Origin of the sequence: Allobosea sp. TAF32 (assembly GCF_052113585.1) — a bacterium.
Taxonomy (GTDB): domain Bacteria; phylum Pseudomonadota; class Alphaproteobacteria; order Rhizobiales; family Beijerinckiaceae; genus Allobosea.
Genome location: NZ_JBFRDM010000013.1, coordinates 26,378 through 41,888 on the forward strand (window position 1 = coordinate 26,378; position 15,511 = coordinate 41,888).

General features: G+C 61.4%; 15 protein-coding genes and 1 pseudogene. 8 read left to right on the forward strand and 8 right to left on the reverse strand.

Features of this window, described 5'->3' with window-relative positions; all coding sequences use genetic code 11:
- Positions 1-28: 28 nt before the first annotated feature.
- From AB4Z16_RS25060 to AB4Z16_RS25075, 4 genes are read right to left on the reverse strand one after another with little or no spacing between them, the layout of a single operon-like run.
- On the reverse strand, positions 29-874 hold the full coding sequence (locus tag AB4Z16_RS25060) for a carbohydrate ABC transporter permease (RefSeq protein ID WP_441514042.1): 846 nt from the start codon (positions 872-874) through the stop codon (positions 29-31).
- A gap of 10 nt (positions 875-884) precedes the next feature.
- Positions 885-1,829, reverse strand: a complete 945-nt coding sequence (locus AB4Z16_RS25065; RefSeq protein ID WP_441514043.1) for a carbohydrate ABC transporter permease — start codon at positions 1,827-1,829, stop codon at positions 885-887.
- A 10-nt stretch (positions 1,830-1,839) separates the two neighbouring features.
- Positions 1,840-3,123, reverse strand: a complete 1,284-nt coding sequence (locus tag AB4Z16_RS25070) for an ABC transporter substrate-binding protein (RefSeq protein ID WP_441514044.1) — start codon at positions 3,121-3,123, stop codon at positions 1,840-1,842.
- Positions 3,124-3,173: 50 nt separating this feature from the next.
- The gene (locus AB4Z16_RS25075) at positions 3,174-4,238 is read right to left on the reverse strand and encodes a LacI family DNA-binding transcriptional regulator (RefSeq protein ID WP_441514045.1); all 1,065 of its coding nucleotides are present in this window, start codon (positions 4,236-4,238) and stop codon (positions 3,174-3,176) included.
- Between the two features lie 254 nt (positions 4,239-4,492).
- Between AB4Z16_RS25075 and AB4Z16_RS25080 the strand changes: the two genes are divergently transcribed.
- The 4 genes from AB4Z16_RS25080 (at position 4,493) to AB4Z16_RS25095 (ending at position 8,029) form a co-directional block, all read left to right on the forward strand.
- The gene (locus tag AB4Z16_RS25080) at positions 4,493-5,419 is read left to right on the forward strand and encodes a Gfo/Idh/MocA family protein (protein ID WP_441514046.1); all 927 of its coding nucleotides are present in this window, start codon (positions 4,493-4,495) and stop codon (positions 5,417-5,419) included.
- On the forward strand, positions 5,412-6,440 hold the full coding sequence (locus tag AB4Z16_RS25085) for an aldose epimerase family protein (protein WP_441514047.1): 1,029 nt from the start codon (positions 5,412-5,414) through the stop codon (positions 6,438-6,440). Before AB4Z16_RS25080 ends, AB4Z16_RS25085 begins: the two co-directional genes overlap by 8 nt.
- 610 nt (positions 6,441-7,050) lie before the next feature.
- A complete protein-coding gene (locus AB4Z16_RS25090; RefSeq protein ID WP_441514048.1) occupies positions 7,051-7,302 on the forward strand; it encodes a hypothetical protein in 252 nt (83 codons plus the stop codon).
- A gap of 370 nt (positions 7,303-7,672) precedes the next feature.
- Entirely contained in the window at positions 7,673-8,029 is a 357-nt protein-coding gene (locus AB4Z16_RS25095) for a hypothetical protein (RefSeq protein WP_441514049.1), read from the forward strand.
- Positions 8,030-8,105: 76 nt separating this feature from the next.
- On the opposite strand, the gene AB4Z16_RS25100 is transcribed toward AB4Z16_RS25095, so the two are convergent.
- Together AB4Z16_RS25100 and AB4Z16_RS25105 are read right to left on the reverse strand one after the other, a co-directional pair.
- A complete protein-coding gene (locus AB4Z16_RS25100; RefSeq protein ID WP_441514050.1) occupies positions 8,106-8,258 on the reverse strand; it encodes a DUF6894 family protein in 153 nt (50 codons plus the stop codon).
- A 559-nt stretch (positions 8,259-8,817) separates the two neighbouring features.
- Complete coding sequence (locus AB4Z16_RS25105; RefSeq protein WP_441514051.1) at positions 8,818-9,231, reverse strand: hypothetical protein; 414 nt, start codon at positions 9,229-9,231, stop codon at positions 8,818-8,820.
- Here AB4Z16_RS25105 and AB4Z16_RS25110 point away from each other — a divergent pair.
- The 3 genes and pseudogenes from AB4Z16_RS25110 to AB4Z16_RS25120 all read left to right on the forward strand — a co-directional run.
- A complete protein-coding gene (locus AB4Z16_RS25110) occupies positions 9,230-9,724 on the forward strand; it encodes a YciE/YciF ferroxidase family protein (RefSeq protein WP_441514052.1) in 495 nt (164 codons plus the stop codon). The genes AB4Z16_RS25105 and AB4Z16_RS25110 overlap by 2 nt on opposite strands.
- Before the next feature lie 47 nt (positions 9,725-9,771).
- The gene (locus tag AB4Z16_RS25115) at positions 9,772-10,182 is read left to right on the forward strand and encodes a low affinity iron permease family protein (RefSeq protein WP_441514053.1); all 411 of its coding nucleotides are present in this window, start codon (positions 9,772-9,774) and stop codon (positions 10,180-10,182) included.
- 178 nt (positions 10,183-10,360) lie between these two features.
- Positions 10,361-10,654: pseudogene (locus AB4Z16_RS25120) on the forward strand (DDE-type integrase/transposase/recombinase); the annotation flags it as partial.
- 315 nt (positions 10,655-10,969) lie between these two features.
- Here the strand turns inward: AB4Z16_RS25120 and AB4Z16_RS25125 are convergent.
- Positions 10,970-11,953, reverse strand: a complete 984-nt coding sequence (locus AB4Z16_RS25125) for an AraC-like ligand-binding domain-containing protein (protein WP_441514054.1) — start codon at positions 11,951-11,953, stop codon at positions 10,970-10,972.
- 111 nt (positions 11,954-12,064) lie between these two features.
- Here AB4Z16_RS25125 and AB4Z16_RS25130 point away from each other — a divergent pair, with 111 nt between their 5' ends.
- Positions 12,065-13,801: a putative bifunctional diguanylate cyclase/phosphodiesterase gene (locus AB4Z16_RS25130; protein WP_441514055.1), complete on the forward strand. Its 1,737-nt coding sequence runs from the start codon at positions 12,065-12,067 to the stop codon at positions 13,799-13,801.
- 211 nt (positions 13,802-14,012) lie between these two features.
- On the opposite strand, the gene AB4Z16_RS25135 is transcribed toward AB4Z16_RS25130, so the two are convergent.
- The gene (locus AB4Z16_RS25135) at positions 14,013-15,449 is read right to left on the reverse strand and encodes an NAD(P)/FAD-dependent oxidoreductase (RefSeq protein ID WP_441514056.1); all 1,437 of its coding nucleotides are present in this window, start codon (positions 15,447-15,449) and stop codon (positions 14,013-14,015) included.
- Positions 15,450-15,511: the final 62 nt, after the last annotated feature.

Here is a 15,511-nt window from a genome sequence, read left to right on the forward strand (position 1 = left end):
TTGACTGCGCCCGCCGGCGGCGGACGGTTCACTTGAGCCCGGAGCCGGAAATGCCCTGGACGAAATAGCGCTGGAAGAACATGAAGATGATCAGCATCGGCACCAGCGAAAGCAGCGCGATGGCCATGATCATGGTCCATTCGGTATTGAACTGGCCGCGCAGCAGGTTCAGCCCGAGCTGGACGGTGTACATGTCCTGCTTGATCAGCACGATCAGCGGCAGTGCGAAGTCGTTCCAGCGCCACATGAAGGTGAAGATCACGAGCACCGCGATGATCGGCTTCGAGAGCGGCACGACGATCTTGAAGAAGATCGTCAGTTCGCTTGCGCCGTCGATCCGCGCGGCCTCGATGAGCTCGTCGGGGATCGAGACCATGAACTGGCGCACCATGAAAATGCCGAAGGCCTCTGCCGCGCGCGGCAGGATGACGCCCCAATAATCGCTGAGCAGACCGAATTCGGAGACCACCAGGAAGAGCGGCACGATGATGACCTGGAACGGGATCATCAGCGCGGAGAGCACCGCCAGGAACATGATGTCGCGGCCGACGAAGCGAAATTTCGCGAAGGCATAGCCGCAGAGGAGGTTGATGATCACGGTGATCATCACGGCGATCACCGTGATCACCAGCGAGTTCATCGCCCAATGAAGGAAGGGCACGCGCTCGATCGCCTCGGCGAAGTTGCTCCAGACGAAGCGCGAGGGCACCAGGCCGGCGGCGCCACTGAAGACCTCGTCCTTCGGCCGCACGGCGGTGGCGAACATCCAGTAGACCGGAAAGGCCATGACGCCGGCGCCGGCGACCAGGAGCAGCCAGATGCCCGTGGCCTCGAGGCGCCGGGGCAGGGCGCGCGGGTTCGTTCCTGCGATCATGCCCGGGCCCTCATGCGACATCTTCGACCCGCCGGTTCACCCGCCATTGCAGCAGGGTGAAAAGCAGGATCACGACGAAAAGGACCACGCCCATCGCGCTGGCATAGCCCATCTCGGAACTGACGAACGCGGCCTGATAGATGTACTGGACGATCATCGTCGTCGAAAAGCCGGGGCCGCCGCCGGTCATGACGTAGATCAGGTCGAAGACCTGGAAGGAGTGGATGACGCCCAGGATCAGCAGGAGGAAGGTGGCCGGGCGCAGCAGCGGCCAGGTCACGAAGCGGAACTGCTGCCACCGGCTGGCGCCATCCATCCGCGCCGCATCGTAATAGGTCGGTGAGATCGACTGGAGCGCCGCCAGGTAGACCAGCATGCAGAAGCCGATCCGGGTCCAGAGCGTGGTGACGATCAGGGAAAACAGCGCCCAGCGGGGCGATGACAGCCAGGCCACCGGCCTCAGACCGACATGCTGCAGCAGCATGTTGATTACGCCGTAATTGTCGTTGAAGAGCCAGGCGGCGATGACCGCCGTCGCGACATTGGAGATCACGACGGGCAGAAAGAAGATGCTGCGCAGGATCGTGCGGCCGAGGAGGTCGCGATTGAGCGCGACGGCGAGCAAAAGGCCGATGGCGAGGCTCATCGGCACCGTCGCGATCGAATAGACCACGGTGTTCTGCAGCGACTGCCAGAACAGCGCGTCATTGGCCAGGCGCCCGAAGTTCTCGAGCCCGACATAGCGCGGCGTGTCGATCAGGCTCCATTCCCGCAGGCTGATGTAGAAGGCGTAGAGCAGCGGGAAGAAGACGAAGACCGAAAACAGCGCCATGTTCGGGGCGATGAACATGTACGGCGTCAGCTGGCTTCGCTTGGCCTGGAGCCAGTAGCGCAGGGGCGCGGCCGTCGCGGGCTGGGCTCGGTCCAGTCCGTTCAGCCTTTCCGCGACAGCCATCCTCCTGCCCTCAGACGAGTAGCGCCGAACGGACATGCCGCTCGATATTCGCGACCGTCGCGGCCGGGTCCTGGCCGGAGGTGAAGGCGAGTTCCAGCTCATCCGCCAGCCTGGCGTTGAACCTGTCCCAGCTCGGCATAACGATGGTGCTGACGAGGTGTTCGGGCACGGTTGCCGACTGCTCGAGAAAGACCTTCATCTCCTCGTTGCGCAGGTCGTAGTTCAAGCCCTTGTCCTTCAGCGATTTGCGCACCGGCAGGAACTGGGCCTTCGTTACGAAGCTGCGCATCGCCTCTTCCTCGACCATGAACTTGACGAAGTCGGCCGCCGTATCGGCGCTCTTGGAGTCGCGGGAAACCGCGAGAGCGTTCCCGCCGAGATCGGCCGCCATGGCGACGTCGCGCGGCAGATAGGTGACGCCCCATTTGAACTTGGCCTGGTCTTGGATGAACGGAATCTGCCAGTCGCCATGCAGCAGCATGCCGATCTTCCCGGTGGCGAACAGATTCTGGACCGGCTCGGAGCTCTTCAGCGAGGTGTTGGGCGGCACCAGGGCCTCCTTGAACCAGCTCTGGGTCCAGGCGACGGTCTCGGTCGCTTCCTTGGTGTTGATCTGCGGAGCTTTGAGATCGGAGTCGAGTAGCTGGCCGCCATGCTGGTAGAGATACATCAGCCAGCGATAGGCGTTGGAGTTCTGCCAGTTCATGGCGAAGGCGTAGTTCAGCCCGGCCTTTTCCTTGATCAGCTTGGCGGCGGCGATGAATTGCTGCCAGGTCATCGCCCTGTCGAGGCTCTTCGGCGCGTCGATCCCGAGCTTCTCGAAGATCTCGGCGTTGTAGAACAGCGCGAAGGTATCAGTGTGATGCGGCAGTGCGTGAGGCTTTCCCTTGAAAGTCGAGGCGCGCCAGACCGAGGCGAGGAAATCCTGCCCGTACCCGGCATCGAGATATTGCGAGAGGTCGATGGCAGCGCCGCTCTGCGCGTAGCGGCCGATCCGCTGATACTGCGCGCGGAAGATGTCGGGCGCCTGTTTGCCGGCGAAGCGGGTGTCGAGTTGCTGGTAGTATTGCCCGCTCGGCACGACCTCCAGCTTGATCGAGACATTGGGCTTCCGCGCCTTGTATTGCTCGATCAGCGCGTTGAACGCTGCGATTTCCGCATTCGAGCCCCAGGACGTCATGGTCAGGTTGACGGCACTCTGGGCGCTGGCTGCGCCCCAATACATGCCTGTGCTCGCGCCGGCCGCTGCTCCGAGGCCGGACAAGACGAAGTCACGTCTATTGATGCTTTTCATTGTCTTCTACCCTCCCTTGATTTTGTCGTGCACGGCTTCTGCGCGCGCTTTCAGGCACTCTCCTGGCGAAGCCCTCCATTCAGCATTCGGCCGCATGATTCCCGGACCAGGAGGCGCACCGGCAGGATCTGCTCGCGCGCAGCCTCCATGCGGCCTTCCAGGCGCTCGATCACCGCCTCGACCGACAGCCGGCCGATATCGGCGCGGGAATAGTCGACCGTCGTCAGCTCCGGCGTGACGAAGCCGCCCAGCCCGATGCCGTCGAAGCCGACGATCGCCATCTCCTCCGGGACGCGTATTCCGCGCTTGCGCAAAGCGTGCAGCGCGCCGATCGCCATCTGATCGCTGTAGACGAAGACGCCGGTGGGGGGGCTGCGCAGGGCCAGCAGCTCCTCCATTCCCGCGAAACCTCCGGCCAGGCTGGGCTCGGCCATGACCATGAGCTCCGGATCGACGGGCAGCCCGGCTTCGGCGAGCGCCCGCGCATAGCCGTCCGAGCGCTCCTTGCGTTTCAGCAGGCGCTGCGAGGCGCTCCCGATATGGCCGATCCGGCGATGGCCGAGCGCGATCAGATGGCGCGTCGCAACATGCCCTCCCATCTCCAGATCGACGCGCACGGCCTGAATGGCAGCATCAGGGCTGTGGTGCTGCATCACCACGATCGGCATGCCGATATCGGCAAGCCGCTTCAGATCGGCGGCGAGGTCGGCAGGCGGCGCGGCGACGATGACGCCGTCGGCGATGCCGCCCGACAGCAGGGAATAGGCGCGGCGCTGCACCTCGTCGAACTTGGCCGACATGATGTTCAGCGAGTAGCCGCGCTCCAGCGCTGCGGCATGGGCCGCGCCGATGATTTCGGCGTTGTAGAAGCTGTCGAGCGTGTAGAGCAGCAGCGCGATGACGTTCGTGCGCCAGCGCCGCAACGAGCGCGCCGCGTGGCTCGGCTGATAGCCGAGGCTGGTCGCGACATCGATGACGCGGGATCGTGTCTCGGGCGAGATGCCGATCTCGCCGCTGCGGTTGTTGAGAACGAGAGAAACCGTCGTCCGCGATACGCCGGCAAGCTTGGCGACTTCCGCGCTCGTCGTCCTCGCTCTGTCTCGCCGCGTCGCCACTCTGCGTCTTCACTCCCGCGAGTTTTTCTCTAAAATCGGAATCTAACACGAGTTAGTAAGAGGTTATTCGTGTTTCTGCCGGTGTCAATACGGCTCGTCGATCGTGCGCCGCGTGTGCGTTTGCGGTTGCGGTCACAGCCCGAAGCTCCCAGTGTCGCGCGCCTCATTCGGCATCCTCGGCAAGTGGGGGTGCCGGCGGCTGCCAAGGCCGGGCTGCCCCTGCGATCCGTTTCGATTGGGAGAGTGCCGAAGTGGTGACGCCGATACGCCTTGCGCTCGTAGGTCTGGGCAAGATCGCCCAGGCGCAGCATCTGCCAGCCATCGCGGCAACAGCTGGCATCGAGGTGGTGGCCGTCGCCAGCCGCCATGCCAGTCTCAATGGCGTCGCGCATTTCGCGACGCTGGAGGAGCTTCTGGAGCGGGCTCCGGACATCGAGGCCGTCGCACTTTGCACGCCGCCGCAACCGCGTCGCGCTCAAGCGATCGCGGCGCTCGCCGCCGGCAAGCATGTGCTGCTCGAAAAGCCGCCCGGAGCCACGACGGGCGAGCTCGCCCCGATGCTGGCGAGGGCAGGCGAGAGCGGGCGGACGCTCTTCGCCATATGGCACTCGCGCTTTGCCCCGGCCGTCGTGCCGGCACGACGGCTGCTGACGCAGCACAAGGCACGCGCCGTGAAGATCACCTGGAAGGAGGACGTGCGGGTCTGGCATTCCGGGCAGGGCTGGATCTTCGAACCCGGCGGCCTCGGCGTCTTCGACCCCGGCATCAACGCGTTCTCGATCCTGACGGAAATTCTGCCGGAGCCGGTTTTCGCGACGGGAGCGGAGCTTTCGTTTCCGGCCAATCGACAGGCGCCGATCGCCGCCGACATCGAATTGGCGAGTCCCTCGAGCCTTCCGATCCGCGCCGCATTCGATTTCCGCCAGAGCGGCGAGCAAACCTGGTCGATCGAGATCGAGACAGATGCTGGGGTGCTGCTGCTCTCCTCGGGCGCAGCGAGGCTGAGTTTTGCAGGGGACCTGCTCGTCGACGAGCCTGAGCAGGAATATCGCGGCATCTATCGCCGTTTCGTCGAACTGATCCGCGCAGGCCGCAGCGAAGTCGACCTCACGCCGTTGGCGCTTGTTGCCGATGCCTTCATGCTCGGCCGCCGCCATATCGTGGAGCCGTTCGATGACTGAGCGCAGCCCGCCAATTCGCAGCGTGACGCTGCGCTCGCCCTCCGGCATGGAGGCCGAGATCATCGACAACGGCGCCAGCTTGCGCGATCTGCGCGTGCCGGCAGCGGATGGCTCTTGCCGGCGAGCGGTCCTTGGCTTGCAGAGCCTCGAGGATTATCCAGCACATTCGCCCCATATGGGCGCCGTCGCCGGCCGATTTGCCAATCGCATCGCGCATGGGCGCTTCTCACTGGGCGGCCAGGATTATCAGCTGCCCCTCAATGAGAATGGTCGTCACTCGCTGCACGGAGGCCATGACGGCTTCGGCAAGCAGCGCTGGACCTTCGTCGAAATCGGCGAGCGGTCCGCAACTCTGGCGCTGGTTTCGCCGGACGGCGATGCCGGATATCCGGGGACGGTCCGTGTCTGGTGTCGGTACAGCCTCAACGACGGCGCGACGCTGCGCATCGAATTTTCGGCCACGACCGATGCTCCGACGATCCTCAACCTGGCGCATCATCCCTATTTCAAGCTCGACGATGAGGCAGACGTGCTGAGCCATCGCCTGCAGATCGACAGCGATCTGGTCCTGACGACCGATGCCGAGCTCATCCCGGACGGATCGATTGCGTATGTGGGCGGCACGCCGTTCGATTTCCGGCAGTTCCGATCGATCGGAGCTGCATCTGCCGGGGCAGCGCAACCCCGCTACGATTGCTGCTTCCTGCTTCGGCGCGATGCCATGGAACGCGACGCCGCCTCGGGGCTGGAACTCGCGCGGGCAGCGACGCTGACCTCCGAGGTCAGCGGTGTGACGCTGGAAATCTGGACGACGCAGCCATGCCTGCAGCTCTATGACGGTGCCAAGCTCGCGCTCTCGGTGCCGGCACTTGGCGGGGCGAACTATGGCGCCTTCGCTGGCGTCGCGCTCGAACCGCAGCACGCGCCGAATTCGCCCAATCTGCGGCACTTGCCTTCGACCGTGCTTTCGCCGGGGATCGTTTACCGGCAAGTCAACGAGTACCGCCTGTTCCAACGCTAGCCACGCCGACCCGCGCCAGCCTGCGCTCTCTCGACGCGCGGGGGATGGCCGATGTCAGAACTCGTTAGACAAGTCTCTTTCTGTGCTCATTAGAAATGTCGCCTGCGGACTTACGGTTGGAGGTCGCTCATCCGCGCTTCAGCGGGATATCGGTGGCGGCAGGCGGCACCGTCATCAAGACTAGCGGAAGCGAGATGAGAAGCTGGATGGCCGCGCGGCCGGAGCGATGTTGAACTCCCACGGCGAGAACAAGCTGACATGTCCCCAGACGATGGGCACCTGCCTCCTTGGCAGCCTCATATACCTCGGGCGGCGCCACCGGCACCGTTGGCCGATCCATTGTGGGTGGCCGGAGCGGCACATGCGACCCCCTTCTGCATGTCGGGCGCCTCTTAGCGGCCGCTTGAAAGCCGGCGACCGACCCCGTTGCAGACATTGGCCTTCCGGTGAATGATGGTCCGCGAGACGGGTAATCGCTCGTCGTCATTCCATCAAATGACATAGACATTGCCTGGGCCATGGCGCCTTATGTTGCTGCAGTTGTCTCCATGCCGCTTTTGGAAATGACCGCTGGCGGCGCGCATTGACGCCGCCTAGGCGGAGACCTGTCATGCATACCGGTAAGGGCCATTTGATCCTGCGCGACGGACGCAGGCTGCCTCTCAATTTTCAATTTGCAACCAACTTTGACGAAGTCCGCTCGGGCTACCTGCATCTGAATACGTCCGGCATCAATCCAGCTTCATATGGCGACCGAATGGATCTGGTTTGCGAGGACGGCACCGAGGTCCGCTTCGTCGTGACCCATTTCAGCGACCGCTACTTGGCAGTCTCCGGGCGTACCCAGGCGCTCGCGGCCTAAGAGCCTTTGATGTTTAGGCCAACGGCGTGGCTTGCTAGGAACATTAAAAGGTTCCGGGCGTTCCTTGACGTTGGAGCGCCGGGGTCATCGAATGTCCAGTGTGCTAAGCATACATCGCGTCGGCCTTGAATGGGCAGCACGAGATGTCACCGGCGCCAACTACGGACAGTCTCCCGACCTGTTCGAGGCCATCGAGGCTGCAGAGCGCTTGGCAAGGCGTAACGGTGCTCAGGTGGTACTGAGCGGCGAAGCTCAGAACTACCTTCTCACGGAGCGGAAGGCGAAGCCCAAACGCTAAAAACCTCTGTCCCCGCGCTTGATCGCGGTGGCTCCTCACTTCTCGCGTCGCACGCGAACGATTGGCCCTCAAGTGAAACCGACAGTCGAGACGTACACGGCAGTCTTGCCGTGGTACGAGCGCGCTGATTTTCAGCGCATGTGGGAGCTCGCCGACGATCATGACGACATGCCAAGCGATTATGAAGTCTGGTATGCGTCAGCGCTAGAAGTCATGAACGCCTGGCTCGCTCACGGGCGAGCGCTTCAGATTGTCACGATCCGTCCGGACGAATTTCTGGATTGGCTACGGGCTCGTGGGCTCCCGAACACCGCCGCGATCCGACTGAAGTACGTGGAGGAAAAAGCGAGAGGCGGCGCCGGCGATTTGGCGGGCTTGGCCGCGGCATCAGGAGCGAGCACGGCGTCTGAAGGAAATCCGCGCGCTTAGTCGCTCTCTTTTTTTGAACTTCAGAGAGGCGCGGTAAACTTCCTGGCCGGCCTCATTCTCGACCCGCGCTCTCAGATCAAAGCGATTGCCATCCGGCAACTTGTCCTTGGCTATCGGCGAGGGCTCGCTGAGCATCCTCCTTGGCCGCTTTTTCATTCGGAAAATCCAGGGGCTTCTCGTCGCGGTCCACCCGGTTCCCCTCTTCGGTGGTGAAACGATATTTCGGCATGGGATTCCTCGCATTTTTGGAGGAATACAGAATCGGCCGGGGGTTCCTGTTCCCGACTCGCATATCATATAACGATGGCCAAGATTGCTGCGATGATAGAGCGGCACTGGAGCTTGGGAACTCCGCATGCACGCGGTCCGTGCAGCGTCTAGCGTCCCTGTTGTGTGAGGCGTCTCATGGTTGCCGTGCGAAAGCCGGCCGAACTGCCGCCCCGCCGCCATAGCCCTATCAAGCGCGAGCTGTATCGGGAGATGCAAGGATAACGACGGCAACCGAGTGCTACTTCCTGATTGAGTCGGCCCGTCAATTGCTAACGCGGTGCGACGACTGACGTGCTTCGGTGCCTAGGAATTTTGCGCTCGCAGGATCGCGAGGCGCTTCGTGCGAACCATTTGCGACCGCCTCTTAAGCGCAGGGAACCATCATCCGCTTTGCCGGATTCTCGGGCTGGAGCGCATCGAGCAACTAACCGGCACCCCGGAAGGCATGCCCGAGGAGCGCGCTAATCCAGCTTGTTCTCGATGTCGAGATATGGCGGGCGACGCATCGTCTGTAAAGCTCAGGTTCGGCGGTAAGGCTTTTTCTGAAATCGTCGCATCACTCGATGCGCCAATTCGGTCGCATCATCTCCGCCATCAAGCGCAAGCGATATCACAACAAACTGCATACGCCGACGGTGCCAGACTTTGTCAGCCGGTGCGATGCCTACTTCCACGTAGTTCCATGCAATTTCCAAAGCCATCGCCGCTCGCGATATAGCCTGCGTGTCTTCGAGAATGGCGAATGGGTCTGCATCGGGCATTTGTTCGCTTCGATTCGAGACTTTGCCTAAGCAGGACGCGCCACTGCGGAAGGCGCCATCAGTCATTAAAAAAAGACGGTTTGAGCTGTGATATTTCGTTAGAGGCGGACTGCGGGAACTCGCGGTGCCCGAGATGGTTTGCCGGCCATCATCAACCCGGAGGAAGATCATGGCCGCTCAAGAAAAGACCCTGGACGACCTGTTTTTGGACACGCTCAAGGACATCTATTACGCCGAGAAGCAGATCCTGAAGACGCTGCCAAAGATGGCGAAGGCAGCGCAGTCTCCGGAACTCAAGAAGGCGTTCGAAACTCATCGCGACGAGACCGAAGGGCATGTCGAGCGCCTCACCGAGGTATTCGATCTCATCGGCAAGGCTCCGCGCGGCAAGACCTGCGACGCCATCCTCGGCATCATCGAGGAAGGCAAGAGCATCATCGAGGAGTTTGAGGGCAGCCCGGCACTCGATGCCGGCCTGGTTGCCGCAGCCCAGGCGGTCGAGCACTACGAGATGGCCCGCTATGGAACGCTGAAGGCATGGGCGCAGCAGCTGGGCCACAAGGACGCGGTGACCTTGCTCGATCAGACGCTTAGCGAGGAAACGAAGACGGATAAGGTCCTCTCGCAGCTCGGCATCACGGCGACGAATAAAAAGGCCGCGTGAACGCGGAGGCGCCGGGCTCAGCGCGGCGCCTCTTTTCGGGGGCATTCATGACAACAAAGTATGAACATCTTCCCAGCAAGCACAATCGTGCTTCGCTCTTCACACGTTTAGCTCAGGCGGTTGCGACCTGGACCGGGAAACCTGTGACGTTCTTCGCTGCCGTCGCCATCATCTTGGTTTGGGCTGTCTCTGGCCCAATCTTCGGCTTCAACGACACCTGGCAGCTCGTCATCAACACCTCGACCACAATCATTACATTCCTGATGGTCTTCATCATCCAGAACAGCCAAAACCGCGACACGGCGGCGATGCAGATCAAACTCGACGAGCTGATCATTCGGCTCGAAGGAGCGCGCGAGGAACTGCTGGACCTCGAGGAGCTTGATGAAAAGGACCTAGCCCTGATTCGCAAGGATTTCTGCGAGCGAGCATCAAAGGCCCGGAGCCGATCGGCTTAAGCGGCGGCTTCGGACCTATGGTGCAACCGGTATTCCAAGCCGAAGGCTGAGCTTCGACAAGCATGACGCATCCTGGCCTGCTGCCGGTCGTGGACACCGAGATTGGGTGTTTTATGAAGCCGGAGATGGCGTATGCGGCGAAGACAATTTGGGCGTGAGTTCAAGATCGAGGCGGTCCGCCTGGCCGCGTCGGCGCAGCCAGCCCAAGGACGACGGCCAGATGTCGACGTTCGCGCCGAATACGCTCGGCCGGGAGTTCCACGCCGAACGGCCCACCAGCGCTGGATCGCCGACTTCGCCTACATCTGGCCGCAGAGGGATGGCTTTACGTTGCAGCCGTCATCGACCTCTTCTCCCGCCGGGGGGTGGGCTGGTCGATGAAGGCCGCGATGACCGCCGGGCTCGTGACCGATGCGCTGATGATGACGATCTGGCGCCGGGAAAGCCGGATGCCCTGCTGCACCATTCGGACAGTAAATAGATCGAGGCCAGTTCCCGGGCGGTCTGTCTCAAATACCGATCGACCGTTTGGTAGGCTGGCGCCGCAAGGTGCCCCGTGCGGTCTGACCCGCATTCCGATCGACCCGCCAGTGTCTTTCCCTGGACCTGTCGGTGGGGAGACCATCGAATGTCGTTGCGCGCCACTTCCGGACATGGGGTGCCTGCCCGAAACCTGACATCAACCAAACGGCAACGAAAAGGCGCCTCACGATCCACGTGCTAAAAATAACGCGGGTGCGTTTTCCAGAACAGCGGCCGGTTTTTTTCCAAAACGCGATGGCGCGCCTCACGTCGCGTCGGTTGTCTTCGGCCCACCCGCCTCGCTCAACGAGCGGCGATATTCGCTGGGCAGTTGGCCAAAAGCTGCCTTGAACTTGCGGCCGAAATGGGTCATGTCCGAGAATCCCCAATTGTAAGCAATATCACTCACGGTCCGGTGCGATTGTGCAAGATCTTCGAGGGCTTTCCTACAGCGCGCCAGCCGCCTTTCCTGGATAATGCGCGAGATCGACGTGTTTTCATCTGACAGCGCAGCATTGGCGTACCGCACGCTCACACCGGCCGCCGCCGCGACCGATGCCAGATCTATCTTCGGATCAGGCAGGCGCGCTTCAATTGCGGCACGTACTTTCATACGGACCAGCGCACGCGCTGACGAGGCGCTCCTCCCGTTCATGCCCCCCGCTTTTTCCAGCGACAGTGTGATCAGTTCCAGCGTCTGGTTCCGAATGGTTTCTTGGGCCAATGGGTGCAAGCTGGCGACGAACGATGGCAGCATTGCCAGAAAACTCGAGGTCAATCCGACCTCGGCTTCAACCGGCCGAAGGGTGCGGGCAGTGATCGCTCGTAAGGAGCCCAAGTGCGCTTCCAGTTGTCGCCTCGGCACTTTGACTACCAGCAGTCGCGAACCGGCCGAGAACTCCCCCGTGTAGGGCAGGCACGGATCGAGGACTGTTATGTCTCCAGGATGAAGCAAGGCATCTCGCCCCTCCTGTTCCAGGATCAAACGACCCGCGGCTTGGCGGCAGATCAGGACTTCATCGGAATTCGCATTTGCAGCGTGTGCGGCGCTGTGAACGACCGTCATCGCCGCATTGCTGAATTCGACTAAGCCGAGGTCAGCGAGAGCGCTCGACCGAAGCTCTGCATGAAATTCCGGCAGGCAGCGCGGCTTTGAATCGTGATGGATCACGTTCTGGCACGCGACGCTATGCCAGTAGTCAAACCGGTTGCGACGAGGAACGTCCGCCGTCGAGAATATCAACTCCACTTCAGCCTCCTGACTGGCAACGACGGCCGATCATTAATGCCCGCAGAGCCGATCGCCCGGCGTACAAATCGACTAAGGTTCTTGAAATCACAAACATGGCTTCAGTTCGACATGAACGAGATTCACGAACCAGACTTGGATAAATCCGACCTCCAGAATGAGCAGCGTGGATGTGGCTATGATCACATCGCCCTCAAACCGGATTTGACGAGCCTGCTTGACCTATCGACAGATGGAGTGCTCGTTGGCGATCTTCGGGAAAGGGATTGTCCACTGATATATGTAAATCCGGCGTTTGAGCGTATAACTGGGTATACCGAGAGCGAAGCAATTGGAAAAAACTGTCGCTACCTTCAGGGACGAGATAGGCTTCAGCCCGAAATTAAATATCTTCGAGAAGCGATAGATAGCGGACGCAGCGTTTGCGTAACGCTTAGAAATTATCGAAAAGACGGAGAAATGTTTTGGAATGAACTTAGGATCGAACCAATCAATATTGTTGATGGCCGGCCTGCTCACTACCTTGGCCTGATGCGTGACGTAACAGTGCGGAAATGCGCCCTGGATCGCGTCGAACAAAATGCACGTCTCGATCATTTAACCGGCGCGCTCAATCGCAATGCGTTCGCGGATGAGCTCAATCGTCTTGCAGTGGTGAAATCAGAGTCTCTGCTGGTCGCCAAGCTCGATGTTGCCGGGTTTCATGATATCAACTCTGGCTATGGTTACGATGCCGGTGATGAGGTTTTGACACAAATTGCCAAGCGCATCCGGAGCGTGGGTTTCTCGATCGTTTCACGAACGGGATCCAATGAATTCGCGATCGCGCAGCCGCTAGGGCACCAAAATAACACCCCAGAAACGATCAATTTGATCCGCTCTGCTCTAGCGCCAGAATTCCTCGTAGCGGGAGCGACAATCAATATTCGCTTTGCCATTGGCTTTGTCGTCGGCCTTTCGACTTTGGACGCGACGAAGCTGATGCGCCAGGCCGACTCCGCCCTGCGACGCTCCAAGTCCAGCAACTTTCTCGAGGCGTCTGAGTTCAAAGCCGAGGATGAGATGCGCAGTCGCAATCGCATCCGGATGACCAGCGAGATGCAGCATGCGCTGACAAACGACGAATTCGGATTTCAATATCAGCCCAAGATTGATCTCTCGACAGGGGCCATCGCGGGGGCCGAGGCCTTGCTGCGCTGGCGCCACGGCCTATTCGGCACGCAGATGCCCGGTAGCTTCATCACCCATGCGGAGGACACGGGGCTTATCCTCGAGATTAGCAGGCGTGGTCTCCACGCCGTAGCAGACTTCGCCGCCCGAATTAATCGAGCGCGCAGTCGTGCGCTCAACGTGTCAATCAACGTGTCAGCCATAGAGTTCAGGCATCGGGACATGCCTGGATTCGTGAACGAGGTTATTTCGGCGAGCGGCGTCGATCCTCGCTGGATCACGCTTGAGCTAACGGAGAGCAACATGGCGGAGAGCTCGCCCGCGATGATAGCTATCATGACGCGCCTGCGGGACCTTGGCGTTGGCCTCTCGATCGATGATTTTGGAACCGGATACGCCAATCTGCGCTATTTGGAGGAGTTTCCCATCACGGAACTCAAGATCGATCGCAGCTTCATCCGCGGACTTGAGCAGAGCCGATCGAAAACGATCATTATCGAAGCAATTGTTCGCCTGTCCAATGAGCTTGGTTTCCAGGTCGTTGCGGAAGGCATAGAGACGCCAGAGGAATGCGCGCGGCTGCAAGATCTGGGATGCCACTTGGGGCAGGGCTTCTTGTTCGGCAAGGCGATCGATCCGGAGGCTTTCGCAGAAGTCGTCGCGCAAGCGGTAGCATGAGCATTCGAGCCAAACCACGAGAGCGCAGAGTCCGAGAATGCCCCCCTTCGCGCGTTGGCATCGCGCCCAGACTGCCCCCGGAACCGGACATTCTTGAGTTCAGGAAATGGCGCCAGACCTCGAACACCCTTGGGAAGGCTTGCTACCTGGCAGGCCCGGTTGGCAACGCCGACACCAGCCCTGCAGGGGGAGGTCGGGCTTCATTTGCGAGCTAACGCGTGCCGATCCGAAGGCCGAATACCTTCGGGACCGCGGCGGCCACGCGCATCATGACGCCTGCCCGATCGCCACGCTCCTCTGCCTCCTCGCAACCGATAATACCCCAGCGCACGAGCCTACCGCCAACAGCTCTGAAGGGTTCGGGTGGCAATTTAGGGACGTCGCGCGTGCACAGGGGCAGCGTCGACCATTCATCCTTCACGCCTAGTACAAGCGAGGCCAAGCATTGTCCGCCCATGTAGCTCGGGTTGACGCCGTGGCCGGAGTAGCCTGCTCCATAGTGGATGCGTGCACCTGCCACTGTCCGGAAGAAAGGCAGCCGGTCGGACGAAACGTCGATGCCGCCGCCCCACACCTTTTCAACGGGGACATCAGCCAAACCAGGCAACAGCCTGCGCAGTCCTCTCTCGGCTCGCGCCGCCGAACCGCGGTCAGTGGTCAATGCAGGATTCCTGGTGTTTCCGGCGAAGCTGATCGGCCCGGAACCGGATCCCATCAGGATGCGGCCATCTACGGTCTTTCGGAAGTAGTGGACGAACATGCGTAAGTCCGCGAGCCCCTGGTCGAGGTTCCAGCCCATCGCAGCTAGCTTCTCGGGCGCCGGCGCGGTCATCAGCGCGTAAGACGAGAACACGCTGACATGCGGGCTTACCTCTGGGCGCTTCGCCAATTCGATGTTCGTCGCGAGGACGACTTCGCGAGCGATGATCTCGCCGGCCGGCGTAGAGATCCGGTTTGGCGAACCGGGGTCGAGCCCGGTCATCGGCGTGTTCTCGTAAATTGCGACGCCAGCCTCAATGGCAGCTTTCCGCAGCGCCCGCGCCAACCGAGCAGGATGCACGTTAGCGCCTTCCGGCAGGTATAGGCCACCGCGGAATACCGGCGAGCGGCAATAGTCGGCCACCTGCTCTGGCGTCAGCGCCTGCGCGCTGTCGGGCACGCCGAGACGCTTTGCCGTTCCGACATAAAGCTGGATCTTCGCATCCTGCGCAGGGGCAGCTGACACACGAACATTGCCCGACTCGCGCCACCAGACATCGCGCCCGGGAGCTGTAGCAAAGGCCCGTATCGCGTCCTGGGCACGCGTACCGGCTCGTGCAACAGCAAGTGCGCCATCAGCGCCGATGTTGGCCGCCATGCCGGCAAGCGAGGCCCAGTATCCATGGACCTTCCCACCATTCTTGCCGCTGGCGCCGGAGCCACAAAGAGAGGCCTCGATCAGCGCGATCGAGAGCTTCGGCGCGCGCTCGCGCAAAGCCAGAGCCGTCCAAAGCCCGGTGAACCCTCCGCCCACAATTGCGATGTCGACAGTGATCTGGCCGGAAAGCGAAGGCGAGGGCTTCTCGCCGCCCTCCGCGCGAAGCGCGTCGCTGAACCACCAGGAAGGATCCCCGGGGGAAACCGATGGATAGACGGATGGCTGCGACATGGCTGTGCACCGAATGGCGAGGCGAATTGAAGCGGAAGGTCGATGCCCTCCACCGTGCGACA

Bases quoted from the DNA above. Each gene is read 5' to 3' on its own strand.
- AB4Z16_RS25105 (WP_441514051.1), bottom strand. From the start codon at position 9,231: ATGATCTTCCTCCGGGTTGATGATGGCCGGCAAACCATCTCGGGCACC.
- AB4Z16_RS25060 (WP_441514042.1), bottom strand. From the start codon at position 874: ATGATCGCAGGAACGAACCCGCGCGCCCTGCCCCGGCGCCTCGAGGCC.
- AB4Z16_RS25130 (WP_441514055.1), top strand. From the start codon at position 12,065: ATGAACGAGATTCACGAACCAGACTTGGATAAATCCGACCTCCAGAAT.
- AB4Z16_RS25110 (WP_441514052.1), top strand. From the start codon at position 9,230: ATGGCCGCTCAAGAAAAGACCCTGGACGACCTGTTTTTGGACACGCTC.
- AB4Z16_RS25065 (WP_441514043.1), bottom strand. From the start codon at position 1,829: ATGGCTGTCGCGGAAAGGCTGAACGGACTGGACCGAGCCCAGCCCGCG.
- AB4Z16_RS25115 (WP_441514053.1), top strand. From the start codon at position 9,772: ATGACAACAAAGTATGAACATCTTCCCAGCAAGCACAATCGTGCTTCG.
- AB4Z16_RS25070 (WP_441514044.1), bottom strand. From the start codon at position 3,123: ATGAAAAGCATCAATAGACGTGACTTCGTCTTGTCCGGCCTCGGAGCA.
- AB4Z16_RS25085 (WP_441514047.1), top strand. From the start codon at position 5,412: ATGACTGAGCGCAGCCCGCCAATTCGCAGCGTGACGCTGCGCTCGCCC.
- AB4Z16_RS25090 (WP_441514048.1), top strand. From the start codon at position 7,051: ATGCATACCGGTAAGGGCCATTTGATCCTGCGCGACGGACGCAGGCTG.
- AB4Z16_RS25100 (WP_441514050.1), bottom strand. From the start codon at position 8,258: ATGCCGAAATATCGTTTCACCACCGAAGAGGGGAACCGGGTGGACCGC.
- AB4Z16_RS25135 (WP_441514056.1), bottom strand. From the start codon at position 15,449: ATGTCGCAGCCATCCGTCTATCCATCGGTTTCCCCCGGGGATCCTTCC.